The organism is Actinocrispum wychmicini (genome assembly GCF_004345645.1).
In the GTDB taxonomy this organism is placed as follows: Bacteria; Actinomycetota; Actinomycetes; order Mycobacteriales; family Pseudonocardiaceae; genus Kibdelosporangium; species Kibdelosporangium wychmicini.
Genome location: NZ_SLWS01000013.1, coordinates 306694 through 329987 on the forward strand (window position 1 = coordinate 306694; position 23294 = coordinate 329987).

A 23294-nucleotide genomic window follows, 5' to 3' on the forward strand; every position below is an offset into this window, starting at 1 on the left:
CGACGATGCGCGCTCCGGTCATCATGGTGTCGACACTGGTCGCCGGCCTGGTGGCCGCGCCGGCGAACGCCCAGCCGATTGAATGGGACCACCATGAGTGGGGCGGCCCCACAGCCACGGTGTCCGTAAAAACGGGGATGGCCTCATTGGCCGTGACCGAGGGCGGGCACACCGTGCTGGCGCCCAGTTCGCTCGGGATTGTCACCGAACACGCTGACCTGTCGAAGAACCTGAAGCTGGTCCGCCGGTCCAGCCGGCCGGTCGTAGAGCACTACGAAACCAAGGTCGGCAAGGCAACCGACCGTACGGCGTTCATGACCGAGTCCCGGTTCACGTTCGAAGGCGACGTAGGCGCCCGGTTCGACCTGCTTGTCCGCACGTCCCGCGACGGCGTCGCGTACCGCTATGTCCTGCCCGGCGACACAGGCGCGATCTTGCGTGAGACCTCGGGTTTCACGGTCCCGGCCGGCAGCGCCGCGTGGCTGGCGACCTACAAACCCGACTACGAGAGCCCGTTCGTCCAGACGACGTCCGACGGCGCCGCCGCCGGCGAGTACCTGCATCCGGCGTTGTTCGACGTCGGCGGCACGTACCTGCACATCACCGAGTCCGATGTGGACGGACGGGACTCCGGCGCGCACCTGGTCCACGACGCGGGAACGAGCACGTACCGGATCAAGTACTTCGACGACAAGGTCGACGTGACCGGCCCCGTGGCGACCGCGTGGCGGACGATGATCGTCGGCGACCCGCGTACCGTCGCCGCGTCCACCCTGGTCAACGACCTGGCGACGCCGTCGAAGGTCGCGGACACGTCCTGGGTCAAGCCGGGCAAGGTGTTCTGGAGCTGGCTGGCCGGTGGCCGCGAGGCGGGGCAGAGCCTGGCCATGCAGAAGGGTTATGTCGACTACGCGGCCACGCATGGCTGGCCGTACGTGCTGGTCGACGCGGGCTGGTACTTCGACCCGAACTGGGACTACGACCCGAACTGGGAGACCACCAGCTGGATTCCGGAGCTGGTCAGGTACGCGCAGGCCAGGAACGTCAAGATCCAGGTCTGGATGCACTTCGGCGAGCTGGACACCGAGGCGGAACGGCAGAGCAGGCTGGCGTTGCTGCAGCGCTGGGGCGTGGCCGGCGTGAAGATCGACTTCATGAACTCCGACTCGCAGGACCGGTTCCGCTGGTACGACCAGATCCTGCCGGAGTTGGCCGAACACCGTCTGATGGTGAACTTCCACGGGTCCACGATCCCGCACGGCGTCCAGCGCACCTGGCCGAACGTGATGACCATGGAAGGCGTGTTCGGCGCCGAGCACTCGAGCGGGTTGAGCACGGCCGATCTGACGACACTTCCGTTCACCCGCAACGTTCCTGGCTCGATGGACTACACGCCGATGGCCTGGCACCGGCCCAACCGTCCCACGTCCGACGCGCACGAGCTGGCGTTGTCCGTGGTCTTCGAGTCCGGCTTCCAGAACTTCGCCGGACGGGTGGCGGACTACCAGGCACGGCCCGAGGCGGAACGGTTCCTGGACCAAGTGCCGACCGTGTGGGACGAGAGCAGGCTGCTCGCGGGCCGGCCTGCGGACAGCGCGGTGTTCGCGCGCCGAAGCGGCGACAGGTGGTTCATCGGCGGCGGGTTCTCCGGCGCCGCCCGGACCGCCCAAGTACCGCTGGCCATCCAGCCCGGTCTGTGGCTGGTGGACATGGTGAAGGACGGTCTCGTCCGTGAGCAGCGAGTGATGTGGTCGGGTACCAAGCTGTCCGTGGACGTCATGAAGGACGGCGGGTTCGCGGCGATCGCGTGCCGTTGGTATCCGGGCATCAGGACGTGTGACCGGCCGGTACGCACGATCCCGAGTACGACGGTGACGGCGACGCCACAGGCCACGACGACGCCCGGGACCGCGTTCCAGGTCACCGGAAAGTTCACTGTGGACACTGAAGTGCGTGGAGTCTCGCTGTATCCACGTGTTCCGGCCGGTTGGACGGTTACCGGGCCGACGGTGACGGCCCGCTCATTGCGCCCAGGCCAGGAACTCAGCGGTTCCTGGACACTCACGGCTCCGGCGACCTTCGGCTACGTGGACGTCCCGGTCGTCGCCTCGTTCGACAGCGGCCTGGAAGCGGAACAGGTCACCCGGGTGCACGTGTGGAAACCGCTGCCCGCCGGGTGGACGTACCTCAGTGACCTGCCGTTCACCGGCCAGAACGGCAACGGCCCGGTGCGACGCGACCTGGCCAACGCCGGCAAGCCGATCGCGATCCGGCGCGTGAACTACGGCAAGGGCCTGGGAATGTTCGCCGACGCCGAGATCCAGTTCACGCTGGACGCGAGATGCACCGAGTTCGTCACGGATGTCGGCGTGGACGACGAAGCCGGGTTGGACGTGGCCAGGCAGAAGGTCGGCGGGACCGTGGGCTTCGGTGTGCTGGGCGACGGAACGTCCCTCGTCGACACGGGGACGATGGGTGTCCGGACCCCGGCGAGGCCTATCGACCTGGACGTCGCCGGGGTGCGGACGCTGACCCTCAAGGTGACTGACGGCGGCGACGGCACTCAGAACGACCACGCGTCCTGGGGCGACGCCAGAGTGCGCTGTCAGGGGCTGACGGGCACCGGCGAGCACTGAACGGGTGAAGCGTGCGCCGAGTCCAGGGCGTTGAGCACGACCTGGGTGGCGTTCGGGTCGAAGGCGACCATGCCGTGGCCGGCGAAGTCCTGCGGGCACAGGTCCTGCAGGACGACGTTGGTCGCGCCGGCCATGAAACCGCTGGTGTACGGGACGACGGCCTCGTCGTGCGTGGTCATCACGGTGGTGTACCGGACACCCGGCACGTTCGGGTCGCCGAGTTTCTTGAGGAAGTCCGAACCGGTCAGGAACTGGCGCGCGGCGGGGAAGGCCGCGTCCACGATCAGGTCGACGACCGGGCCGAGCCCGAACATCCGGGCCAGCACGTAGAAGTCCGCGAGGTGGGCGACGTTCGACCCGTTCCACAGCGGTGTCATCGCGACGTAGTCACGGACCTTGGCCGCGCCGCCGAGGAATTTCACGTAGTAGTCGGGCATCAGGCTGCCCTCGGAGTGCCCGACGACGGCGACCTTCGCGGCCCTGGTCGCCCGCAGCACGCGGTCGATGAACGCGCCCAGTTCGGCCGCGCTCTGCTCCATCGGGTTGCGTCCGCCGATCTGGTCGATGGGGAACGGGGTGCCGGCGGGGACGCCGTAGGTCAGGGCGAAGACGCAGTAGCCGTTGTTGGCGAGCAGGGGAGAGATGGTCTGCCAGTTCTCGGTCATGTTGGCGCTGGCGCCGTGCACGAGGACGACGGGGTCCGGGTGGGCCGCGGTGGGGCGGCACGACCAGTTGTTGGCGCCGGGTGGCGCCGAGTACGGATGGGCGAGTTCGGCGGCTGCCGCGGCGGTGAGTCCGGCGTAGCCGTAGGGGACGGAGAATTGCTGGTCCGCGGCGGCCACGCTGGGTGTGAGCAGTCCCAGCGCCAGCACGCCGGCGACGATGCCGACGAGACGCGAACGCATGTCAGGGGCCTCCGTTGTTACTCGGGAGTAAGGCCACCGATAGTGATTCGGTCCACTACCCATTGTCAATGTTTTGCAATCAGTTCAGTCGGTAAACGAATTTGTGGCTAGACTTCCGCGAATGGCGTTGGTCGCGGGCGTTGACTCGTCCACCCAGTCCACGAAGGTCGTCGTGGTCGACGCGGACACCGGAACCGTCCTGCGCGAGGGGCGCGCGGACCATCCCGACCGCACCGAAGTTCACCCGGACGAGTGGTGGCGGGCGTACCGCGAGGCCACCGCGGGCGGGCTGCTCGACGGCGTGTCCGCGATCGGTGTCGGCGGCCAGCAGCACGGCATGGTGACGTTGGACGAGAACCGTGAAGTGGTGCGTCCCGCGCTGTTGTGGAACGACACCAGGTCCGCCGACGCGGCCGCCGACCTGATCCGTGACCTGGGCGGACCCGACTCGTGGGCGGACGCGGTCGGCTTGGTCCCGGTCGCCAGCTTCACGGTGACGAAGCTCCGCTGGCTGGCCACGCACGAGCCGGACCTGGCCGCGCGCGTGGCCACGGTCGTGTTGCCGCACGACTGGCTGACCTACCGCCTGACCGGTTCGCTGGTCACCGACCGTGGCGACGCCTCCGGGACCGGGTACTACTCGGCCGCACAGAACGCGTATCGCACCGACCTGCTCGAGTTGGCCTTCGGACGCGCGCCCGAGTTGCCCCGGGTGCTCGGCCCGTCGGAACCGGCTGGGACGACGTCGGACGGTGTGCTGGTGTCCGCGGGCACCGGTGACAACATGGCCGCGGCTCTCGGGCTGGGTCTGGGTGTCGGCGACGCGGCGGTGTCGATCGGCACGAGCGGGACCGTGTTCGGCGTCGCGGACTCGATCCGTGCCGACGGCACCGGCGCGGTCGCCGGCTTCGCCGACGCGACCGGCAGATTCCTGCCGCTGGTGTGCACGTTGAACGCGGCCCGCGTGCTCACCGCCACCGCCGCGATGCTGGGTGTGTCACTGTCCGAAATGGACGCGCTGGCACTGTCCGCCGCGCCCGGCGCCGACGGGCTCACCATGGTGCCGTACCTCGACGGCGAACGGACCCCGAACCTGCCGGACGCGACGGGTTCACTGCTGGGTATGCGCCGCGACAACATGACTCCGGCGAACGTGGCCCGTGCGGCGGTCGAAGGCATGCTGTCCGGACTGGGCGCGGGCATCGAGGCGTTGCGAGCCGTCGGCACAGACGTCAAGCAGGTGCGGCTGATCGGCGGCGGCGCGCAGTCCAAGGCCGTACAAGCCATCGCGCCGGAGGTCCTCGGTGTGCCGGTGACGATTCCGGCGCCCGCGGAGTACGTGGCGTTGGGCGCGGCCCGGCAGGCCGCGTGGGCACTCACTGGCGAGCCGCCGACCTGGTCGTAACCTAGCCCTTTCTCGCGGACGTCCACCCTGATCTCCACCCGCCGGAGGAGGCGGCCGGGTCGCCGGGTGCCTTAACGTCCGGCCACACTGTGTGAGTGAGGAGCCGGAGTTTGTGGCGGCGGGCGATCAACACTGATCCGGAGACCGGGGTCCTGGTCCGGGTCCTGGTGACGGCTGTCCTCATCATCGCGCTGGCGACCTCGCGGGTGCCCGCCGGCTGGATGTGGGGTGCCATCGCGGGGGCGTTCGCGTGCTGGCTGTTCTGGGCTGTGTTCGCCAGCCGGTTGCCGGGTGTGTCGCTGGTGGCGTTGACCGTGTGCTCGCTGGTGTCGACCGCGCTCATCGGGACCGGCAGTGAGGCGGCCATCGTCCTGACCGCGTTGTCGTTGCCGACGATCGCCACCCACGTGAGGCCGCCGTGGTGGGTGATCGGCACGTTGGTCGCGGTCGAGTTCGCGGTGTTGGTGGCCAGCATGCTGCTGTGGGGGAGTTCCGCAGCCCAGGCGCTCGCCCTGCTGGGGCTGATGGCGGTTCTCACGCTGGTCGGGGCGCAGCGCCGGATGTACCGGATCGCTCAGGACGAACGAGCCCAGTTCGCCGCCTTGGACGAACGAGCCCGGATCGCCCGGGAGATGCATGACGTCCTCGCCCACTCCCTCGGCGCCCTCAGCGTCCAGTTGGAGGTCGCCGAGGCCCTGCTCAGCGAGAAGAACGACCCGGTGAAAGCCCTGGAGCGGGTGCGGCAGTCGCGACGGCTCGCGGTCGAAGGCCTTGCGGAGGCGAGACGTGCGGTGGCCGCGCTGCGCAGTGACGTACCGCCGCTGCCGGAGGCGATGGCGATCCTCGTCGAGTCGTACCGGCGTGACCACCAAGCGAAGATCAGACTCGGCACGCAGGGACAGCCAAGGTCCGTGTCCGCGCCCGCGACCGTGTCCCTGCTGGCCACCGCTAGAGAGGCCTTGACCAATGCCGCCAAGCACGCGCCGAACACGCCGGTCGACGTGATGCTCGACTACGGACCGGACGCGGTGTCCCTGCGGGTGACCAACGCGGCCCAAGGAGGCCCGGAGGAGGAGATCACCGGCTACGGCCTGTCGGGGATGCGTGAGCGGATCGCGCTGGTCGGCGGGACACTGACCGCCGGCTACAACGCCACAAGCTGGCGGGTGGTCGCGGAGGTGCCGGAGTGATCCGGGTGGTCGTGGTCGACGACCAGCAGATCATGCGCGAGGGCTTGATGGCGTTGCTGGAACTGCTCGACGACATCGAGGTCGTCGGCGACGCTGGCGACGGCCAAGCGGCCCTGGACACCGTCGCGGCCGAGCAACCGGACGTCGTCCTGATGGACCTGCGGATGCCGGTGATGGACGGTGTGGAGGCGACGGCGAGGATCGTCAAGAACCATCCCGACGTCGCCGTCCTCGTCCTGACGACGTACGCCGACGGCGAGTCGGTCGATTCGGCGTTGCGCGCGGGCGCCCGTGGCTACCTCACGAAAGACGCCGGACGGGTCGAGATCGCCTCGGCCCTGCGTTCCGCGGCGGCCGGCCAGTCCACTTTCGACGCCACGGTGTCCCGGCGGCTGGTGGCCGCGCTCGGCGCGGAGCAGCCACGCCGGCGCGGCAACCCGGACGGTCTGACCGCCCGCGAGGTGGAGGTGCTCGGCCTGATCGCGGACGGCCTGAGCAACGCCCAGATCGCGACGGCGTTGTTCATCAGCGAAACGACCGTCAAGACGCACATCAACAACAGCTTCGCCAAGATCGGTGCCCGGAACCGGGCAGAGGCGGTGCGGTACGCGTTCCGTGAGGGGCTGACGAACGATCAGCGATGACGCTCGTCGTCCTTGTCGCTGTCCTTGTCGATGTAACGCATCATGGCTTTGGTCGTGCCGCGCCGGACCGTGCCGCCGCGTTCGGCCCAGTCGCGGGCCATCGGCTCCACGTACCGGCGCGCCTTGTCCAGCTTGCCGCGCCGGCGCAGCATCACGATGACGACGACCAGGACGGCGGCCAGCAGGATCACGCCGAGCCCGATGAGCGCCATGCGCAGGAACAGGAAACCGATCAGGTCTGAGCTGTCGAAAGCGAGATTCACCATGGCGTCGACGCTAGGTGCGCGGCCGGGTGGATTTGGACCTCCTGGCGGTGGATCGCGGGGTGGAGATCGGGTAGCTTGCGCCGGCATGAGGACCATCGGTGTGCTCGTCATCGCACTGTCGCTCCTGGTGGGCGCGGTGCCGGCGAACGCGAGTGCGGGGCTGGCCTGGCAGCTCACCACGACGAACTCGACCGCCAGGTTCCGCGGCCTGTCCGCTGTGGACGGACGGACCGCATGGGCGGGCGGTACCGCCGGCACGATCCTGCGGACCGTGGACGGCGGCCGTACCTGGGCCAGCGTCGGCCCGCCCGGCGTGGCGGACCTGCAGTTCCGGGACATCGAGGCGGTCGACGCCGACCACGCCGTGGCGTTGGCCATCGGCGAGGGCGAACTGTCCCGGATCTACCGCACGTCGAACGGCGGCCGAACGTGGACGGAGTCGTTCCGCAACAAGGATCCCAAGGCGTTCTACGACTGTTTCGCCTTCTTCGACCGCCGCGACGGTCTGGCGGTGAGCGACCCGGTGGACGGCAAGTTCCGTGTCCTGTCGACGCACGACGGCGGCGCGAGCTGGACGGTGCTGCCCACCAGCGGCATGCCCGACGCGCTGCCGGGCGAGGCCGGGTTCGCCGCGAGCGGCCAGTGCCTGGTCACCAAGGGCAGGGACGCGTGGATCGCGTCCGGCGGCGGCGCGAAGGCCCGTGTCTATCACTCCCGTGACCACGGCCTGACGTGGACCGTGAGCGACACCCCGCTGGCGAGTTCGCCGAGCGCGGGCGTGTTCGCGGTGGCGTTCCGCGACAGCCGCACGGGCATCGCGATCGGCGGTGACTTCGCGGCACCGACCGCGGCGAAGGACGCCCTCGCCGGCACCAGGGACGGCGGCCGGACCTGGCGCGTTCCGCCGTCGGCGCCGAAGGGCTACCGGTCCGGTGCGACCTATCTTCCTTACCTGCCAACGGGAATCATCGCGGTCGGGCCGACTGGCAGCGACCTGAGCCTGGACAACGGCAACCACTGGTTCCAGTTCGACGCCGGCAGCTTCGACACCGTCGACTGCGGCTGGGACGGCCAGTGCTGGGCCGCGGGCGAGCAAGGCCGGATCGCGAAACTCCGCTGGTAGGAAAATCGTTGTCGCCGGGGATGGCGGCGCTGCTACTGTCCCCGGCATGTTCCCCATGACCGATTCCGTGACGCTCGCAGGTGCGTACCTGCCGGGCGCGGCGTCGGCATGGCTGGACGGCGCCCGAAGCTGACCCTCCTCCCCTTCGCCTTCCTCGCGAAACCACCGGAGGAGGGTCGAGGTGTCGCCGGTTTCGCACGTCCAGACCGCACATCAGGGAACCGACAATGTCCAAGCAGCAGTTCGTGCGCACCAAGCCGCACGTGAACATCGGCACCATGGGTCACGTCGACCACGGCAAGACCACGCTGACCGCGGCCATCACCAAGGTCCTGTCCGAGCAGTCCGCGAACACCAAGTTCGTGGCGTTCGACCGGATCGACCGCGCGCCCGAGGAGATCGAGCGCGGCATCACGATCAACATCTCGCACGTCGAGTACGAGACCCCGACCAGGCACTACGCCCACGTGGACATGCCGGGTCACGCCGACTACGTGAAGAACATGATCACCGGGGCGGCGCAGCTCGACGGCGCGATCCTGGTCGTGTCGGCCGAGGACGGATCGATGCCGCAGACAAGGGAACACGTCGTGCTCGCCCGCCGGATCGGCGTGCGGCACATCGTGGTCGCGCTGAACAAGGCGGACATCGTGGCCGACGAGGACCTGCTCGACCTGGTGGAGCTGGAGATCCGCGAGCTGCTCACCCGGTACGGGTTCGACGGCGACACCGTGCCCGTCGTGCGCGTGTCCGGCCTGCGCGCCCTGCACGGGGACCCGGTGTGGGAGCAGCGGATCGTGGACCTGCTCACCGCGGTCGACGAGCATGTCCCTGTCCCACAACGACGTCTGGACCTGCCGTTCCTGATGCCGGTGGAGAACGTCATGACCATCACCGGTCGCGGCACAGTGGTGACGGGCGCGGTGGAGCAAGGCGTGATCCGCGTCGGCGACCAGGTCGAGGTAGTGGGCCTGGAGCCGACCATCACCAGCGTCTGCACGGGCCTGGAAATGTTCGGCAAGTCCCTGGACCACGCCGAAGCGGGTGACAACGCCGCGGTGCTGTTGCGTGGCGTGAAGCGCGACGAGGTCCGGCGCGGCCAAGTGCTGTGCCTGCCCGGAACCGTCACGCCACACCAACGGTTCCGCGCGGACGTCTACGTACTGTCGGAGCAGGAAGGCGGCCGGCGAACACCCATCGTGGACAACTACCGCCCGCAGTTCCACTTCCGCACCAGCGACGTGTCCGGCGCGATCCACCTGGACACAGCGATGGTGCTGCCCGGCGACAGCACCCAGTTCACAGTGGACCTGGGCAAGCCGATCGCGATCAGCCCCGGCCAAGGCTTCGCGGTCCGTGAAGGCCGCCTGACCGTCGCCGCGGGCACAGTGTCCGAAGTACTGGACTGAAACAGAAAAACGTGGGGGTCTGGCCACTCAGGGCCAGACCCTCACGGAAACCTGGCCCCGGCCGGTCGAAGCAGGTCACGGAAAGCGCGGCCGGCGGGCGATGCCCAGCCTGAGGTTCGGTTTTACACGGGGCGTGGTGGTTTTAAGCTGGCTGCGGCGGCAGGCCCAAAGACGTCCCAGCGAAGAACCTGGTGGAATGAACGAGAGAACCCTTGGCCTGCCGGCGTAGTCGGCTTGCAACCGCCGCGGGGGTCCCCGTGTCAAACCGAACCGGAAGCGAGTGTCCAACCCAGAAAGCAGGCGCCAGCAGCGGAAACGGGGCACCCTTCCTTGAGAACCAGGGCGCCGCCCCGCGAGAACTGGGGCGCCGCCCCCCGGAATCCAGCCTACGGCAACGCGTCCGGACAAAGTCCAGACTGACCCGTACCCTGTGGACAACCCAAGCCTGTGAGTGGCGGTCACCGCCGCCGGATCACCAGATGAGCCGAGTCCACCCGTGGAGCAGGTCGGAAACACGAGGCCGGTATTCGCCGGGCCACCCGGATGTCGAACCGGCGTGCCCATGAAGCCGTCTCCTTGGTGTCCCCGGCGGCGATCCGCCGGGCGAATCCCCACTCCACCACCAGGTCCGCGCCGACCAACGACCGGCGTGGCCGGGACAGCAACCGCCGCACCAACAGGGTGGACACGGCGTAGGGAATGCTGGCCACCACCGAGAAGTCCCGGCTGGGCAACGGAACCGTCCGCAGGTCGGCGTGCACGATCCGGACCGACGGCTGGGCGGCGAAGCGGCGGTGGAGTTCGCGGACGAACCTGTCGTCCCGTTCGATGGCCAACACGCGTGGTCCGGCGGCGGCCAGGGGTGCGGTGATGGTGCCGGGGCCGGCGCCGAAGTCGATCACGAGGTCGCCGGGGCCGACTCCGGACGACCGGATCAGTGAGCGGATCACCGGGTATGAGGACAGGAAATGGACACCCGAACGGTTGGGGTGCATGAGTCGTCTCCAGCGCGGACGATGTGGGAAGGGGCGCTGTCGGTGGAGGCGACACGACGAAAAGCCCGGCCAGATGCCGGGTGGTCAGTGGGTCGCGCGCCTCAGCGGCGCCGCAACCTCATGAAACAAACTCCCACGGGTCCGAAGGTAGCAACCGGTCGCAACTCATTTGGCACTAGAGTTACCGGCGGGTACGAAGGGAGCGTCCATGGCGGACATCGGGACACTGCTGTCGGAGATCGTCGGCGTTGAGCATGTGCTCGCCGGGGACGCGATCAGCGAGGACTACGCGCACGACGAAGCGCTGAGCCGGGATCCCGTCAAGCCCGCATATGTGGTCCGGCCGGAGACCGCCGAGCAGGTCGCCAGGATCTTGAAAGCAGCCTCTGACCAGGGTGTTTCAGTGACCGCCCGCGGTTCGGGGTCGGGCCTGTCTGGCGCTTCGGTGCCGCTGGCGAACGGCGTGCTCATCTCTTTCGAACGGATGAACGCGATCCTGGAGATCGATACCGAGAACCATGTGGCGGTCGTCCAGCCCGGTGTCACGTTGCAGGAGTTGGACGCGAAAACCGCTGAACACGGCCTTGTGTACACCGTATACCCGGGTGAGTTGAGCGCGAGCCTCGGCGGCAATGTCGGCACGAACGCGGGCGGTATGCGCGCGGTGAAGTACGGCGTGACGCGGCACAACGTGCTCGGGCTTGAGGCGGCGTTGCCGACCGGTGAGCTGATCCGCACCGGCGGCAAGTACGTGAAGGCCAGCACCGGCTACGACCTCACCCAGCTGATCATCGGCTCCGAGGGCACTCTGGCGTTGGTCACCGAGGCGGTGCTGAAGCTGCATCCCCGGCTGCCGCATCAGGGCACGGTCCTGGCGCCGTTCACGGATCTCGACGAGGTCGCCCGCGCGGTGCCGAAAGTGGTCGGCAGTGGCCTCGGCCCGTTGATCGTCGAGTACATCGACGGCCTCACGATGGGCGCCATCACCTACAGTTCGCAGCTGAAGCTGGGCATTCCGGCCGACGTCCGCGACACTTCGCACGCGTATCTCGTGGTCATGCTGGAGAACCGGACCCAGGACCGGCTGGGCGAGGACATCGAGGAGCTCGGCGAACTCCTGGGCGGCCTGGGCGCCAAAGACGTCTACGTGCTCGACGGCCCGTCCGCCCGCAAGCTCATCGACGCCAGGGAGAAGGCGTTCTTCACGGCGAAGGCGGCGGGCGCGGACGACATCATCGACACCGTCATCCCCCGCGCGTCGCTCCCGGAGTTCATGGCCAGAACCAGAGAGATCGCCCAGGAGAACAACACGTTCGTGATCGGCTGCGGCCACGCCGGTGACGGCAACGTGCATCTCGCGGTGTTGCAGAAGGATCCCGAGGTCCGTGCCCGGGTGCTCCGGGCGCTGTTCGAGGCCGGGATCGGTCTCGGCGGCGCGATCTCCGGCGAGCACGGCATCGGCCGCAAGCACGTCCAGAGCTTCGTCGAGCTGACCGATCCGACCACAGTGGACCTGATGCGCCGGATCAAGACCGCGTTCGACCCGGCGGGCATCCTCAACCCCGGCGTTCTCTTCTAAAGGGAGTATCCACATGAACGGCGCACAGGCCCTGATCCGCACGCTGGTCGACGCGGGGGTGAACGTCTGCTTCGGCAACCCGGGCACGTCCGAGATGCATTTCGTCGCCGCCCTGGACAGTGTCCCGGAGATGCGGGGCATCCTCGCGCTCTTCGAAGGTGTGGTGACAGGCGCGGCCGACGGCTACGCGCGGATGGCGGACAAGCCGGCCGCGACGCTCCTGCATCTCGGTCCTGGCCTGGGCAACGGCTTGGCGAACCTGCACAACGCACGCCGAGCCCGGACCCCGATGGTGAACGTCGTGGGTGACCACGCCACCTATCACAAGCAGTACGACGCGCCGCTTGAGTCCGACATCGAGGCGGTCGCGGGGACTCTCGGCTGGTTCCGCACGAGCCAGTCCACGGCGTCACTCGCCGCAGACGCCGCCGACGCCGTGGCCGCCGCGCAAGCCGGCCAGGTCGCCACGCTGATCCTGCCGGCCGACGTCTCCTGGTCCGAGGGTGCCGAACCGGCCGCGCCGCACACCCCACCCACGCGCCGGACCGTCGACGAGAGTGTCGTCCGCGCGGTCATCGACGTCCTGCAGTCCGACGAACCCACGGTGGTGCTGCTCGGCGGACACGGCACGCGCGAACGCGCCCTGCGTGCGGCGAGCAGGATCGCCCAGGCCACGGGCGCGAAGCTGTTCGCTGAGACGTTCCCGGCCCGCATTCAGCGCGGCGAGGGTGTGCCAACGGTGGAGCGCCTCGGTTACCTCGCCGAACAGGTCACGTACCAGTTGACGGACGTACGGAACATCGTGCTCGCGGGCGCGAAGTCCCCGGTGTCGTTCTTCGCGTACCCAGGCAAGGCCAGCGACCTCGTCCCGGACGACTGCAAGGTGCACGTCCTGGCGGAGCCGCTGGACGACATCGCGGGAGCGCTCGAAGCGGTCGCGGATCTCGTCGCACCTGACGTCGAGCCGGCGCTGCAGCAGGCGCAGCAGCCGGCGCTGCCGAGCGGTGATCTCACCCCGCAGAACTGGGTCGACGTGATCGGCGCGCTGTTGCCGGCGAACGCGATCATCGTGGACGAGGCCAACACCTCCGGGCTGTTGCTGCCCACGGCGACCGCCGGCGCGCCCAGGCACGACGTGCTGACGCTGACCGGTGGCGCGATCGGCGACGGTCTGCCGACGGCGGTCGGCGCCGCCGTGGCGTGTCCGGACCGGCCGGTGATCTGCCTGCAGGCCGACGGCAGCGCGATGTACACGCCGTCCGCGTTGTGGACGATGGCCCGCGAGGGACTGAACGTCACAACTGTGGTGCTGTCCAACAGGTCCTACGCGATCCTGAAGCTGGAGCTGCAGCGGGTCGGCGCGGAAAGCACTGGCCCGAAAGCACTTGATCTGCTCGACTTGTCCCGTCCGGACCTCGATTTCGTGTCGTTGGCGGCCGCCATGGGCGTTCCCGGCACGCGATCGACCACCGCTGAGGAGCTGGCGGCACAGTTCGGCGAAGCGATCGCGCAGCCGGGACCGCACCTCATTGAAGCCGTCGTCCCCACGCTTTTCTAGCCTGACCACACTCTGAGAGTCGTTGACGGGTGATCGGACGCGTCCGTAGCGTCCGATCACATGTCCAGCCTGGAAGTCCGGCATGTGCACCAGAACGACCCGCTCGTGGTGCCCTTGCTGGCGGACCTCACGCAGGAGTACACCGACCGTTACGGTCGCCTGCACGAGGACCTCTTCACGTATCCGGCCGACCGGTTCGCCCCACCGGACGGCGCTTTCATCCTGCTCGTCGAGGACGGCGAACCGGTCGCGGGCGGCGCTTTCCAGAAGTACGCCGACGACACCGCGGAACTGAAACGTATCTGGACCAACACCGCACACCGACGCCGCGGTCTGGCCGCGAAAGTCCTGGTGGAGCTGGAAAAAGAAGCTGCCGCTCGCGGGTACACGCGGATCTACCTGACGACCGGTCCGAAGCAGCCTGAGGCCAAAGGGCTGTATCTCGCCCACGGCTACACGCCACTGTTCGATGTGGACGTCGATCCGTTGACCATCGGGCCGTTGCCCTTCGAGAAGGCACTGCGGTGACCGCGCTACAAGAACGGACCGAAGAGGACCTGTCGGCCTTACAGGTGGTCCCTGTCCGGCACCCTTGGCGTTGGCTGGCAAGCGCCGTTGTGCTCGTGCTGGCGGCGATGGCCGCACACGCGCTCGTCACGAACAAAGCCTTCGACTGGCCCACTTTCGGCCGGTATCTGTTCTCACCCTCGGTCCTGGACGCGGTGCTGCTCACGATCGAGCTGACCCTGCTGGGCATCGTCGTCGGCTTCGTGCTCGGCACGGTCCTCGCGTTGATGCGGTTGTCGCAGAGTCCGTTGCTGCGGATCGTGAGCTGGAGCTACATCTGGGTGTTCCGGTCCGTGCCGCTGATTCTCCAGCTGCTGTTCTGGTACAACCTGGCGATCCTGTACAACGAGCTGTCGTTCGGCATCCCGTTCGGGCCGTCGTTCTTCTCGATCGGCACGCAGAGCCTGATCCCGCCGATGGTCGCCGCGACCCTGGGACTTTCGCTGCACCAGGCCGCCTATTCGGCCGAGATCGTGCGGTCCGGCTTCGTCGGTGTGGACGCCGGACAGCGCGAGGCCGCCGCCGCGCTGGGCATCCCGAGACGCAGGCAGTTCTTCCGAATCGTTCTGCCGCAGGCGATGCGCACGATCGTGCCGGCCGCGGCGAACGAGATCATCGGCATGGTCAAGGGTACCTCGGTCGTCTACGTGATGGCGTTGCCCGAGCTGTTCTACCAGGTCCAGGTGATCTACACGCGCAACGGCCGGGTCATCCCGCTGCTGCTCGTGGCCACGTTCTGGTACCTGCTGATGACGACGGTGTTGTCGATCGGACAGCACTACGTCGAACGGCACTACGGCAGGGGAGTCCGGCGTTGATGCTCCAGGTGCACGGCGTCCACAAAAGCTTTGGGACGCTGGAGGTTCTGCGCGGGATCGAGCTGACCGTCCGGGCCGGCGAGGTCGCGGTCGTGATCGGCGCGTCGGGGTCCGGGAAGTCCACGCTGCTGCGCGCGATCAACCACCTGGAACGGGTGGATCGCGGCTATGTCAGCGTGGACGGCGAGCTGGTGGGCTACCGCCGGTCCGGCACCAGGCTGTACGAGCTGAAGGAACACCAGATCCTGCGGCAGCGCACGCACATCGGGTTCGTGTTCCAGAGCTTCAACCTGTTCACCAACCTGACGGTCCTGGAGAACATCGTGGAAGCCCCGGTGAACGCCCAGGGGGTCGGCAAACGGGAGGCGGACACTTTGGCGCGGACGCTGCTGGCTCGCGTGGGCCTGTCGGACAAGATCGACGCGTATCCCCGAACGCTGTCCGGCGGGCAACAGCAGCGCGTCGCGATCGCACGCGCGCTCGCCTTGCGCCCCAAGCTGTTGCTCTTCGACGAACCCACGTCGGCACTGGACCCCGAGTTGGTGGGCGAGGTCCTGGACGTGATCAAGGACCTGGCCCGGGGCGGCACGACCATGCTCATCGTGACGCACGAGATCGCGTTCGCCCGTGAGGTGGCCGACACGGTCGTGTTCATGGACGCCGGCCAGATCGTCGAGCAGGGCCCGCCCAGTGCGGTGTTGGACAACCCGCGCGAGGACCGTACTCGCGCGTTTCTCAGCAAAGTCCTGTGAGAGGAGTGACGAATGCGGCGTCTTGCGCTCGCTTTGGTTTCCCTGCTGGCCCTCGCCGCATGTGGCGAACCCGCGGCCGCGCCCGACGGTGACCGTCCCAAGGTCAACACCGGCCCGAACCAGAACCGGATCCGCGCGGACAAGGACGAGAAGATCGCGGCAGCCGTCCCGAAGGCGATCCGGGACCGGGGCGAACTGGTCGTCGGCACGACCGGCAACGGCACCCCGCCGCTGTCGTTCCGCGCGGACGACGACAAGACCGTGATCGGCGTCGAGCCGGACATCGCCCAACTGGTGGCCGACGTCCTCGGCCTGAAGGTTCGGCTGGAGCCGACCTCGTGGGAGAACCTGTTCCTGTCGGTCGAGTCCGGCCAGTACGACGTCGGGTTCTCCAACATCACGGTGACCGAGGAACGCAAGGACAAGTACGACTTCGCGACCTACCGCGTGGACACCATCGCGTTCGAGGTGGCCAAGAACTCGACGATCGAGGTCAAGGGGCCGAAGGACATCGCGGGCCGCAAGGTCGGGGTGGGCTCGGGCACCAACCAGGAGCAGATCGTGCTGCGCTGGGACGCCCAGAACAAGGCCGCCGGCCTGGCCGCCGCCCAGTTCCAGTACTACCAGAACACCGCCGACTACTACCTCGCCCTGCGGTCCGGCCGGGTGGACGTCTACGTCGGCCCGAACCCGACCGCGGCCTACCACGTGGCCGTGGCCGGCGAGACCAAGATCGTCGGCGAGGTCTCCGGCGGCGGTGAGATCCCGGCCCAGATCGCCGCCATGACCAAGAAGAACAGCGGCCTCGTGCAGCCGGTCGCGGACGCGTTGAACAGTCTGGCTGCGAACGGCAAGTACAAGGAGGCGCTGGCGCGCTGGAACCTCACCAACGAGGCCGTCGACCACTCCCAGGTGAACCCGCAGGGGCTGCCACGCAAGTAGTTTCGGCCAAGGCGCAACAGGCGACCCGTCAGGTCGCGTTTGTAGAGATGTGGACTTCGAGGAGTTCTCCCGAGCGCACAGCCGCGGACTGGTCCGGTTCGCGGCGGCACTGACCGGGGATACCGAGCTGGCGCAGGACTTGGTGCAGGACGCCCTGGTGCGTGCCTACCTGCGCTGGTCCCGCGTGTCCCAGTTGGACAAACCGGATCTGTACCTGCGCAAGATGGTCACGAACGGGTACCTGTCCTGGCGACGGCGGTGGTACCAGCGGTCCGTGCAGACCGTTCCGCAACTGCCAAGCAGGACAGTGGCCGACCACGCCGGTCGGGTCGACGACACCGCCGAGGTGTCCGCGCTGCTCGCCACGTTGACCAGGCGGCAGCAGGTGGCGATCGTGCTCCGGTTCTTCGAAGACCGGACCGACGACGAGATCGCCGATGTCCTCGGCTGCGCTGCGGTGACCGTCCGCACCCACATCTCACGCGCGTTGGCGGCACTCAGAGCCGTCGTGCGCACCGAACCCCTGGAGACGCGATGACTGTGAACGACCTCGTGACCAGCGCCCTGCGGGAACGGGCCGCCCTGGCACCTGACCCGGACATGGTGTCCGCGACGGCGATCGCGAAAGGACGTAAGCGCAGGACACAGCGTCGGGCGGCCGGTATGGCGGGGGTCGCCGCCGTGGCCACCGCAGCGGTGATCGGCAGCGTCGCGCTGACCACCAGCACCGAATCGACGCCGTCCGATGAGATCCCGGTGGCGAACACGCCTGCGGAACCCGACCAGATACTGGTGGTCGCACGGGCGGACTGCCGACCGGGTGGAAAGACCCTGGGAAAGACGGCCGTCGTGGTCACGCCGAAAACGGCGGAGGGCTTCACCTGCGTCGTGGTGCAGCGGCGGAACGGGAAAGTACCGGACAGTTTGTCGGACACCGTGTCGGGCGGCAGGGGCGCGCGACTCGGTCCAGCGGACAAGGACGGATTCCGGATCAGTTCCGACGGGCGGTCGATGGCCAGGCAACTGGACCCGGACCACTGGTTGGGCGCCGTCACAGCCAGGAGTTACCCGGTGCCACCCGCCGACGTCATGCGCCTCGCCGTCGGGCAGGTCACCTTCAACTGACTCACCGATCGGTCGATGCCGGCATCCGACTATCGGCTACCCGAGCGTGGACCTCAGAACCTGGTTCGCCGACCCCGGCACCCTGTTCGCCGTCGACCCGGCCACCGGCCAGGTCATCTGGCAGACCCCCGACCCCGGTCATCAACGGCATGACGTACGTCCAGTCGGGCTACGAACCGTTCTATCCCAGCGAATACGGCAACGTCCTGCCGGCCTTCGGGTTGTAACGTGAGGGAGTGACCTCGCTGCCGGTCGGTGCGCTGACGGACGATCCGGACGTGCTCGCGGCGTACGCCAGTGACCGCGCGTCGTTTTGTCCGAGTGGGCGGCCGTCGGCGCTGGTCCGGGCGAGGTCGGTACAGGACGTGGTGGACACCCTGAAGTGGGCGTACGACAACCGGGTGCCGGTGGTTCCGCAGGGTGCGCGGACCGGGTTGTCCGGTGGGGCGAACGCGGTCGACGGGTGTGTGCTGCTGAATCTGGAGAAGATGGACCGGATCGTCGAGATCGACGTGCCCGAGCAGATCGCGGTCGTCCAGCCCGGGGTGATCAACGCCGATCTGGCCGCCGCGGTCGCCGAGAAGGGCTTGTACTACCCGCCGGATCCCGGGTCGCGGGACATTTCGTCGATCGGCGGCAATGTCGCGACCAACGCGGGTGGCATGTGCTGCCTGAAGTACGGGGTGACTGGTGATTTCGTCCGCGCCCTCCAGGTCGTCCTGGCGGACGGGCAGGTGACGCGGACCGGGCGGCGGACGGCCAAAGGGGTTGCCGGGTATGACCTCACGCGGCTGTTCGTCGGTTCGGAGGGGACGCTCGGGGTCGTCACCGAGGTCACTGTCGCGCTGCGTCCCGCGGCGGCACGTCCGCTAACGGCAGTCGCGTTCTTCGACAGCGCCGCTGACGCCGGCCGCGCGGTCGCGGACTATCTGGGCGCCGGGTACCGGCCGGCGGTTCTGGAGCTGATGGACCGGACATCCATCGACGCCGTCGGCAAACTCCAGGACCTCGGGTTCCCCGCCGATGTCGGAGCCGTGCTGATCGCCCAGTCGGACGTGGGCGCGGAAGCGACCGAGGAGCTGAAGGCGTACGAACGGTCAGCGCGGGCCTGCGGGGCGACTGAGGTCATCGTCGCCGACGATCCCGCTGAAGGTGACCTGCTCATGCGGGGGCGGCGGCTGGCCGGGCTCGCGTTCGAGGAGTACCCCGCGTGTCTCGTCGAGGACGTCTGTGTCCCGCGCGGGCGCTTGGCCGACCTGATCGAAGGTGTCGAACGGATCGCCGCCGAGCACGACGTGCTGATCGCGTGCGTCGGCCACGCCGGGGACGGGAACGTGCATCCGACCGTGCTGTTCGACCTGGACCAGGCCGAGGCGGCCGAGCGGGCGTTCGACGCGGTCATGCGGCTGGGGCTGGACCTGGGCGGAACGATCACCGGCGAGCACGGCGTCGGCCTGCTCAAGCGCGAGTGGCTCGCCGAGGAGTTGGACGACGCCGCCCTGTGGACGCACCAGCAGATCAAGATGGCGCTCGACCCGCGCGGCATCCTCAACCCCGGACGAGTGATCGACTCCGTCCCGGGTGGCCGCGCCGACGCCGATCGAAGATCATCTTAGACGGGAGAGGTGCCGGCGAGGGAGTGTTCGAATGCGTACCTTGCGGCGGGAGTTGGCCAGGATCTGGGCCTGTGTGACGGACCGGCCACGTGGGCAGTTGGTCTTCGCCGGGGCGGTGTCGGCGTGGACTTTGGCGTGGGTGGCCGGGCAGGCGGTGGCGGCCCCGATGGCGCCGACGGACGTCCTCCGGGGGCTCGCCGGATGGGCGGGCGTCGGCACCGGGTGGCTGGACGGCGTGTCCGGCTGGGCGCGCGATCCGAGCCGGTTCGGCGTGTTCAGTGTGCTCGCGGTCGCGGCCGGCCTGCTGTGGGCGGCGACCACGGAACGACGGCAGTTGCCGGCCATCTTCGGCTGGCTGACGGTGATGGTCGCGGCCGAGGGGATCGGCTACCAGCCAGCGGTGCTGCGGGCCGTCGTCACGATGGTCGCGTTCATGGCGTTGTTGGTGTTGCTTTCCTTGCCGGGCAAGGTGAACGTGATGATGGACCGGGTGGTCCTGATCCCGAAGGACGTCCTGCGCGCGGGTGCCACGGCGGCCGCGATGGCGGCGATGGTCCCGCTGTTCGTGCCGTGTCTGCTGACAGTCCGGCTGGTGCGGCCGTACGTGACCCGTCCGGCTAAGGTGCCAGCACCCCGGGAGGCCCACCGGAAGAGCCTGGTGCGCGACTGACCACCCTTCGCAGGGTTTCCGGGGTGGACGACGGTGGTACAACAACATAAGACGGACGTTCTGTTTGCGGCAGGAGGGTCTCCAATGGCGGAAACCCAGAACATCGCGGTCGGCGTACCGCGGGAGTCGGCGCCGGGGGAACGGCGGGTAGCGCTCGTCCCCAAGGTGGTCGGGCGACTGAGAGCCGCCGGCCTGGACGTGGTCGTCGAGCCCGGAGCGGGTGGCGGCGCGCTGATGTCCGACTGGTTGTACGAGGAGGCGGGCGCCACCCTCGGTGATCCGTGGGCGTGCGAGATCGTGGTCAAGGTGGCCGCGCCCACGCCGGACGAGATCCACCGGCTGAAACCCGGGACCGTCCTGATCGGATTCCTGGGTACCGACGTCGAAGCCCTGAGCACCGCTGACGTGCACGGGTTCGCGATGGAGGCGATCCCACGGATCTCCCGCGCCCAGTCCATGGACGCCCTGTCGTCGCAAAGCAGCGTCGCCGGTTATCTGGCCGCGTTACTCGGCGCACAGCACCTGACCAGGTTCTACCCGATGCTCACCACCGCGGCCGGCACAGTGCCTCCGGCGAAAGTGCTGGTGCTCGGCGCCGGCGTGGCCGGTCTGCAGGCGCTGGCGACGGCCCGCCGGCTCGGCGCCCAGACCACCGGGTACGACGTCCGCCCGGAGGTCGCCGAACAGGTGCGTTCGGTCGGGGCCAAATGGCTCGACCTGGGCATCGAGGCGATCGGCGAAGGCGGGTACGCCCGTGCCCTCACCGACGAGGAACGCGCCGAGCAGGTGCGCAGACTCAACGAAGCCGTGATCGGATACGACGTGGTCATCACCACGGCGCAGGTCCCCGGCCGGAAGGCCCCGGTCCTGGTCACGGGGGACTCGGTCACCGCGATGCGGGCCGGCAGCGTCGTGGTCGACCTCGCCGGCGAGTCCGGCGGCAACTGCGAACTGAGCGTCCCCGGCGAGGCGGTGGTCCGGCACGACGTGACCATCGTGGCGCCGCTGAACCTGCCCGCCGGCATGCCGGAGCACGCGAGCGAGCTGTACGCCCGCAACGTCCAAGCCCTCCTCGAACTCCTTGTGGATCAAGGAAAGCTGCGGCTCGACTTCTCCGACGAGATCGTCGCGGCCGCCTGCGTCACCAGAAAGGAGTCCTGATGCTGGTACAGAACCTGGCGATCCTGGTCCTCGCCGGTTTCGTGGGCTTCGCGGTGATCTCCAAGGTGCCGAACACCCTGCACACACCCCTGATGTCCGGCACCAACGCCATCCACGGCATCGTCCTGCTCGGCGCGCTCATCGTCCTGGGCCTGGGCGCGACAGGCGCGCTCGACCAGATCCTCCTCGTGATCGCGATCGCCTTCGGCACCATCAACGTGGTCGGCGGGTTCCTCGTCACCGACCGAATGCTCGGCATGTTCAAGGCCAAGAAGGAGCCGGAGGAATGAGCTGGCTCCAGGATCCGGCGACGATCCAGTGCCTCTACATCGTCGCGTTCGCGCTGTTCATCTACGGCCTGATGGGCCTGACCGGCCCACGCACGGCCGTCCGCGGCAACCTCATCGCCGCCGTCGGTATGGCGATCGCCGTGCTGGCGACCGCGTTGACACCGGGCATGGGCAACTGGTGGCTGATCCTGCTCGGCATCGCCCTCGGCACCGCGGTCGGGGTTCCGGCCGCGCGCAAGGTGAAGATGACCGCGATGCCCCAGATGGTCGCGTTGTTCAACGGCGTCGGCGGTGGCGCGGTCGCCCTGGTGGCGTGGGTGGAGTTCAGGCAGAGCAACGGTTTCACGGGTGAGCCGCTGTACGTGTCGATCGCGACCCTGTTCGCCGCGGTGGTCGGGTCGGTGTCGTTCTGGGGATCGAACGTGGCGTTCGGCAAGCTCCAGGAGATCCTCCCGGGCCGCCCCATCACGGTCGGCCGGATGCAGCAGCCGCTGAACCTGCTACTGGTGCTGATCACACTGTTCTGCGGGGTGGCTGTGGTCGCCGGCGGCACGTCCGAGCTGCTGATGATCGGCCTGCTGGTCGCGTCGGCCCTGCTCGGGGTCGCGGTCGTGCTGCCGATCGGCGGTGCGGACATGCCCGTCGTGATCTCGCTGCTGAACGCGTTCACCGGACTGAGCGCGGCCGCGACCGGCATCGCGTTGAACAACACCGCGCTGATCGTGGCCGGGATGATCGTGGGCGCGTCCGGTTCGATCCTGACGAACTTGATGGCCAAGGCGATGAACCGGTCCATCCCGGCGATCGTCGCGGGCGGATTCGGCGGCGACGGGACAACGGCGTCCGCGTCCGGCGGTCCCACCGACAAGACGGTCAGGCGTACGTCGGCGTCGGACGCCGCGATCCAGATGAGCTACGCCCGTCAGGTGGTGGTCGTGCCCGGGTACGGCATGGCCGTCGCCCAGGCCCAGCACGCGGTCCGCGAGATGGCCAAGGAGCTGGAGGCCAAGGGTGTCAACGTCTACTACGCGATCCACCCGGTCGCCGGCCGGATGCCGGGCCACATGAACGTGCTGCTCGCCGAGGCGGACGTGCCGTACGAACAGCTCAAGGAGATGGACGAGATCAACGGCGAGTTCGCCCGTACGGACGTCGCCCTGGTCATCGGCGCCAACGACGTCACCAACCCGGCGGCGCACACGGACCCCGGCTCGCCCATCTACGGCATGCCGATCCTGAACGTGAACGAGAGCCGATCGGTCATCGTCCTGAAGCGCGGCATGAGCCACGGATTCGCCGGGGTCGACAACGAGCTCTACTACGACCCGCGGACGTCGATGCTCTTCGGCGACGCCAAGAAGTCGGTCAGCCAGGTGGTGGAGGAGCTACGAGCCCTCTGACCTGCGGCGACACCGTTAAGGGGACCCCGGTGAAACGCCCTGTTCGGGGGCGTGTAACTTTACCTCTGCCAGCGCGGAACGGGCCCGGAAATCCGGGGACGAGCGAGGGCTCCTAACTTGGAAGTACAGCCCCTTGAAGGCTCTTGCAGTCGGATGGGTGTGCGTGTGTTGTTTGAGAACTCAACAGTGTGTCGATCTATTGAAAGCCAGTAGAGCTTTATGAACCTCGTCTTGAGGTTCCTT

22 protein-coding genes are annotated in these 23294 nt (G+C 68.3%); 19 read left to right on the plus strand and 3 right to left on the minus strand.

Annotated elements, in window-relative coordinates; translation table 11 throughout:
- Positions 1-5: 5 nt before the first annotated feature.
- A complete protein-coding gene (locus EV192_RS44835) occupies positions 6-2636 on the plus strand; it encodes an NPCBM/NEW2 domain-containing protein (protein WP_132124844.1) in 2631 nt (876 codons plus the stop codon).
- Here the strand turns inward: EV192_RS44835 and EV192_RS44840 are convergent.
- Positions 2606-3541 carry an alpha/beta fold hydrolase gene (locus tag EV192_RS44840; RefSeq protein WP_132124845.1) on the minus strand — a complete coding sequence of 312 codons (936 nt, stop codon included), beginning with the start codon at positions 3539-3541 and terminating at the stop codon, positions 2606-2608. The genes EV192_RS44835 and EV192_RS44840 overlap by 31 nt on opposite strands.
- A 121-nt stretch (positions 3542-3662) precedes the next feature.
- Between EV192_RS44840 and xylB the strand changes: the two genes are divergently transcribed.
- The 3 genes from xylB (at position 3663) to EV192_RS44855 (ending at position 6780) form a co-directional block, all read left to right on the plus strand.
- A complete protein-coding gene (xylB, locus tag EV192_RS44845; protein ID WP_132124846.1) occupies positions 3663-4946 on the plus strand; it encodes a xylulokinase in 1284 nt (427 codons plus the stop codon).
- 95 nt (positions 4947-5041) lie between these two features.
- Positions 5042-6136, plus strand: coding sequence for a sensor histidine kinase (locus EV192_RS44850; RefSeq protein ID WP_132124847.1), 1095 nt, complete (start codon positions 5042-5044; stop codon positions 6134-6136).
- Entirely contained in the window at positions 6133-6780 is a 648-nt protein-coding gene (locus EV192_RS44855) for a response regulator (protein WP_132124848.1), read from the plus strand. Before EV192_RS44850 ends, EV192_RS44855 begins: the two co-directional genes overlap by 4 nt.
- Here the strand turns inward: EV192_RS44855 and EV192_RS44860 are convergent.
- Entirely contained in the window at positions 6771-7046 is a 276-nt protein-coding gene (locus tag EV192_RS44860; protein ID WP_132124849.1) for a hypothetical protein, read from the minus strand. The genes EV192_RS44855 and EV192_RS44860 overlap by 10 nt on opposite strands.
- An 85-nt stretch (positions 7047-7131) precedes the next feature.
- On the opposite strand from EV192_RS44860, the gene EV192_RS44865 reads away from it, so the two are divergent.
- Together EV192_RS44865 and tuf are read left to right on the plus strand one after the other, a co-directional pair.
- On the plus strand, positions 7132-8169 hold the full coding sequence (locus tag EV192_RS44865; protein ID WP_132124850.1) for a WD40/YVTN/BNR-like repeat-containing protein: 1038 nt from the start codon (positions 7132-7134) through the stop codon (positions 8167-8169).
- 227 nt (positions 8170-8396) lie between these two features.
- Positions 8397-9578: an elongation factor Tu gene (gene tuf / locus EV192_RS44870; protein ID WP_132124851.1), complete on the plus strand. Its 1182-nt coding sequence runs from the start codon at positions 8397-8399 to the stop codon at positions 9576-9578.
- Positions 9579-10036: 458 nt separating this feature from the next.
- Here the strand turns inward: tuf and EV192_RS44875 are convergent, their stop codons facing one another.
- Positions 10037-10573 (minus strand): 23S rRNA (adenine(2058)-N(6))-methyltransferase Erm(C), encoded by a 537-nt coding sequence (locus EV192_RS44875; protein ID WP_132124852.1) that lies wholly within the window; start codon positions 10571-10573, stop codon positions 10037-10039.
- Positions 10574-10781: 208 nt separating this feature from the next.
- Between EV192_RS44875 and EV192_RS44880 the strand changes: the two genes are divergently transcribed.
- From EV192_RS44880 to EV192_RS44940, 13 genes are all read left to right on the plus strand, one after another.
- Complete coding sequence (locus EV192_RS44880; protein WP_132124853.1) at positions 10782-12152, plus strand: FAD-binding oxidoreductase; 1371 nt, start codon at positions 10782-10784, stop codon at positions 12150-12152.
- Positions 12153-12165: 13 nt separating this feature from the next.
- Positions 12166-13710 carry an acetolactate synthase large subunit gene (locus EV192_RS44885; protein ID WP_132124854.1) on the plus strand — a complete coding sequence of 515 codons (1545 nt, stop codon included), beginning with the start codon at positions 12166-12168 and terminating at the stop codon, positions 13708-13710.
- Between the two features lie 60 nt (positions 13711-13770).
- Entirely contained in the window at positions 13771-14238 is a 468-nt protein-coding gene (locus tag EV192_RS44890; protein ID WP_132124855.1) for a GNAT family N-acetyltransferase, read from the plus strand.
- Positions 14235-15095, plus strand: coding sequence for an amino acid ABC transporter permease (locus EV192_RS44895; protein ID WP_243727474.1), 861 nt, complete (start codon positions 14235-14237; stop codon positions 15093-15095). The genes EV192_RS44890 and EV192_RS44895 overlap by 4 nt, the downstream gene beginning before the upstream one ends.
- The gene (locus EV192_RS44900; RefSeq protein ID WP_132124856.1) at positions 15095-15847 is read left to right on the plus strand and encodes an amino acid ABC transporter ATP-binding protein; all 753 of its coding nucleotides are present in this window, start codon (positions 15095-15097) and stop codon (positions 15845-15847) included. The genes EV192_RS44895 and EV192_RS44900 overlap by 1 nt, the downstream gene beginning before the upstream one ends.
- 12 nt (positions 15848-15859) lie before the next feature.
- On the plus strand, positions 15860-16789 hold the full coding sequence (locus EV192_RS44905; protein ID WP_132124857.1) for an ABC transporter substrate-binding protein: 930 nt from the start codon (positions 15860-15862) through the stop codon (positions 16787-16789).
- A 49-nt stretch (positions 16790-16838) separates the two neighbouring features.
- Entirely contained in the window at positions 16839-17327 is a 489-nt protein-coding gene (locus EV192_RS44910; protein ID WP_132124858.1) for a SigE family RNA polymerase sigma factor, read from the plus strand.
- A complete protein-coding gene (locus tag EV192_RS44915; protein WP_132124859.1) occupies positions 17324-17914 on the plus strand; it encodes a hypothetical protein in 591 nt (196 codons plus the stop codon). The genes EV192_RS44910 and EV192_RS44915 overlap by 4 nt, the downstream gene beginning before the upstream one ends.
- Positions 17915-18150: 236 nt before the next feature.
- Positions 18151-19530 (plus strand): FAD-binding oxidoreductase, encoded by a 1380-nt coding sequence (locus tag EV192_RS44920; RefSeq protein ID WP_132124860.1) that lies wholly within the window; start codon positions 18151-18153, stop codon positions 19528-19530.
- Positions 19531-19561: 31 nt separating this feature from the next.
- Positions 19562-20200, plus strand: coding sequence for a hypothetical protein (locus EV192_RS44925; RefSeq protein WP_132124861.1), 639 nt, complete (start codon positions 19562-19564; stop codon positions 20198-20200).
- A gap of 84 nt (positions 20201-20284) precedes the next feature.
- Positions 20285-21361, plus strand: coding sequence for an NAD(P) transhydrogenase subunit alpha (locus EV192_RS44930; protein WP_132124862.1), 1077 nt, complete (start codon positions 20285-20287; stop codon positions 21359-21361).
- Positions 21361-21651 carry an NAD(P) transhydrogenase subunit alpha part 2 gene (locus EV192_RS44935; RefSeq protein ID WP_165960936.1) on the plus strand — a complete coding sequence of 97 codons (291 nt, stop codon included), beginning with the start codon at positions 21361-21363 and terminating at the stop codon, positions 21649-21651. The genes EV192_RS44930 and EV192_RS44935 overlap by 1 nt, the downstream gene beginning before the upstream one ends.
- Complete coding sequence (locus EV192_RS44940; protein ID WP_132124863.1) at positions 21648-23051, plus strand: NAD(P)(+) transhydrogenase (Re/Si-specific) subunit beta; 1404 nt, start codon at positions 21648-21650, stop codon at positions 23049-23051. Before EV192_RS44935 ends, EV192_RS44940 begins: the two co-directional genes overlap by 4 nt.
- The last annotated feature ends 243 nt before the right edge of the window (positions 23052-23294 follow it).